This window comes from Dehalococcoidales bacterium, assembly GCA_028716225.1.
Taxonomy (GTDB): domain Bacteria; phylum Chloroflexota; class Dehalococcoidia; order Dehalococcoidales; family UBA5760; genus UBA5760.
On record JAQUQE010000131.1, the window covers coordinates 1 to 2,902 of the forward strand.

A 2,902-nucleotide genomic window follows, 5' to 3' on the forward strand; every position below is an offset into this window, starting at 1 on the left:
CTTGAGTCCCATGCTACCAGCACCTCATACTATCCGTAGTGAATGTCCTATCGACGGAGCTTGTTGTGCTCGCAATCGGCATCTTATCGGAGAGGCCGTCTATCGGCTTGCGAAAAGGCTGAATCCTGGCGGTTCCCTGCTGAATGAGCTTCATCCCCTGGTCGGCATTAGAACCTACGGTGATCCCTCCGATTGCAACCGTTCCCGAGGCTCCAGCTTCCCTCGATAATTGCTGCAGGAATTCTCCGCTCAGGATCTCCATGATCCCCAGCTTTAAAACCGCCTGTAGCCTGGTATTGCCGGCATCGTTCAGGTAGGCAGACGCGATTGTATACTCTATGCCCGGCTGCATATCGCTTATCAAGGCATCTATATCGTTATCGTATGCAGTATCGGAAGCGGAGATCATGCACTTGCGCTTGATATCCGCCTTTGTTATGGTTATTGCCATAGCATGCAAATTTCGGAGTAAACTGGACACGGTTTTCGGAATAATCTGGACACCCATTTCGGTAATCTGGACACCCGGTGATATGCGACGCTGGACACTTGATCTGACGTCCTACTAATGAATCAATGATTCGGAGGTAGGGATGTCGAGAGAAGGATTGTCCATGCGCAAAGTAAGAGAGATTTTAAGACTGAGGTTTCAGGTAGGACTATCTGCCCGCAAAGTCGCTAAGAGCTGCAAGGTTTCAACCACCACCGTAACAGAATATGAGAAGAAGGCGCTAGAAGCCGGACTCACCTGGCCGCTGCCCGAGGATATGGACGATGACCGGCTCGAACGCATCGTTCGGGGCGGTAGCGTCAGTTCCACCCATAATCGTCCGATGCCGGTGACGGACTACCTCCTGCAGGAGATGCGCAAACCCCACGTTACGCTGTATCTGCTCTGGCTTGAGTATCGGGAACGCTATCCCGAAGGCTACGGATACACTCAGTTCAACCACCACTACAACCAGGCCAAGAAGAAGCTATCCCCAACACTGCGCCAGGAACACAAAGCCGGAGAGAAGCTGTTTACCGACTACGCCGGTGATACCCTAAAGTTAATCGATCCCAGGACCGGAGAGTCTGCGCCGGTATATATCTATGTGGCCGTTCTCGGCGCGAGCAACTACACGTACGCCGAAGGTGTCCTGTCGATGAATCTCGAATCCTGGATAGACTCCCACATCCGAGCATTCGAGTACTTGGGCGGAGTGCCGGAGATAGTAGTCCCCGATAACACGAAGTGCGCCGTTATAAAGCCCGACAGATACGAGCCCGACTTGAATCCCGAGTTTGCGGAGATGGCGGCGCATTACGGATGTGCGGTGATCCCTGCAAGAGTAAGAAAGCCTCGTGATAAGGCGAAGGTCGAGGCCGGCGTTCTTCTGGTAGAGCGGTGGATACTCGCAAAACTCAGAAATAGAATGTTCTTCAGCCTTCATGAAGTAAACGCCGCCATCGCCGAACTCCTTGAACAACTCAACTCCCGCAAACTAAAGATGATCTCCGCCACCAGGCGTGATCTATTTGAGAGACTCGATAAGCCTGAACTCTCATCGCTGCCTGAGTCACGATATAACTTCGGTTCATGGCATACCGCAAAGGTGAGCATCGACTACCACATAGCGGTAGAGAAGCACTTCTACTCCGTGCCGTACCACCTGGTTGGCGAGCAGGTCGAAGCAAGGCTTACCTCTACCATGGCCGAGATACTCTACAAGAACCGGCGAATAGCAAGCCACATCAGGAGCTACAAAGAAGGCGGGTTCACCACAAATCCCGATCACCGTCCCAAGAGCCATCAGAAATATCTCGAATGGACACCGTCACGCATAATCTCCTGGGCTGCAAACAAAGGGCCGAACACCGCCGCCCTGGTGGAGAAGATACTTGTATCAAAGCCGCATCCCGAGCAGGGTTATCGTTCATGCCTTGGAATCATCAGGCTTGCGGATAAGTACACCCCGGAACGAGTAGAGGCCGCAAGCGGGAGGGCGATCAGGTGCAACGCCGTGAGCTATCAGAGCGTAAAGTCGATTCTTGCAAAGGGGCTCGATAGACTTCCCATAAAAGATGCACCCGAATACGTCCCCCCGGCTCACACAAACATCAGAGGCAGAGACTACTACAACTGAGAAACAGAAAGGACTAGAGAAGATGATCAATCAGACAATCGGCAAACTGTGCGAGATGAAGCTCGATGGTATGGCGACTGCCATAAAGGAGCAGATGGAGAACCCACAGGCTTTATCGTTACCATTTGAGGACCGCATCGCCCTTATCGTAGACAGGCAATGGGACTTAAAAGAGACACGAGGCTTAAGGAGAAAGCTGCAGATCGCAAAACTGAAGCAGCAGGCGTCAGTCGAAGACATCGACTTTGCTGCGAGTAGAGGACTCGACAAAGCCACCATGCTCTCACTGTCGGAGTGCAGCTTCATAAGGAATCACTCCAATATAATCATAACCGGGCCGACGGGTGTAGGCAAGACCTATATCGCCTGCGCTATAGCCCATAAGGCTTGCAGACTAAAATACTCCGTCCGGTACTTCGGGTGTGGGAATCTGCTGTCCTGTATGAATATTGCCAAGGCGGACGGCAGTTATATATCGTTCATGCGAAGACTGGAGAAGATCGACGTTCTGGTGATAGACGACTGGGGATTGTATCCGCTCGACCAAGAAGCTGCCAGGGACATCTTCGAGTTACTAGAGGATCGAAGCCAAAGGGGCTCGGTGATCATCGTAAGCCAGATACCGGTCGAGAACTGGTACGATATCATCGCCGCCCCGACCATCGCAGATGCGATATTAGACCGGCTTGTACACAACGCCTATCGGATCGAAATGAAAGGTGAATCGATGAGGAAGAAGCAGTCACCATTGACACAGGAGAGCAAGTAACTTA

3 protein-coding genes are annotated in these 2,902 nt (G+C 52.1%); 2 read left to right on the forward strand and 1 reads right to left on the reverse strand.

Annotation, left to right across the window (positions count from 1 at the left end):
* Positions 1-13: 13 nt before the first annotated feature.
* Entirely contained in the window at positions 14-451 is a 438-nt protein-coding gene (locus PHI12_14685; protein ID MDD5512032.1) for a hypothetical protein, read from the reverse strand.
* 142 nt (positions 452-593) lie between these two features.
* Between PHI12_14685 and istA the strand changes: the two genes are divergently transcribed.
* Both istA and istB read left to right on the forward strand, forming a co-directional pair.
* Positions 594-2,129 carry an IS21 family transposase gene (gene istA / locus PHI12_14690; GenBank protein ID MDD5512033.1) on the forward strand — a complete coding sequence of 512 codons (1,536 nt, stop codon included), beginning with the start codon at positions 594-596 and terminating at the stop codon, positions 2,127-2,129.
* A gap of 22 nt (positions 2,130-2,151) precedes the next feature.
* Positions 2,152-2,898 (forward strand): IS21-like element helper ATPase IstB, encoded by a 747-nt coding sequence (istB, locus tag PHI12_14695; GenBank protein ID MDD5512034.1) that lies wholly within the window; start codon positions 2,152-2,154, stop codon positions 2,896-2,898.
* The last annotated feature ends 4 nt before the right edge of the window (positions 2,899-2,902 follow it).

Coding starts and splice junctions, on each gene's coding strand:
- PHI12_14685 (MDD5512032.1), bottom strand. CDS start 451: ATGGCAATAACCATAACAAAGGCGGATATCAAGCGCAAGTGCATGATC.
- istA (MDD5512033.1), top strand. CDS start 594: ATGTCGAGAGAAGGATTGTCCATGCGCAAAGTAAGAGAGATTTTAAGA.
- istB (MDD5512034.1), top strand. CDS start 2,152: ATGATCAATCAGACAATCGGCAAACTGTGCGAGATGAAGCTCGATGGT.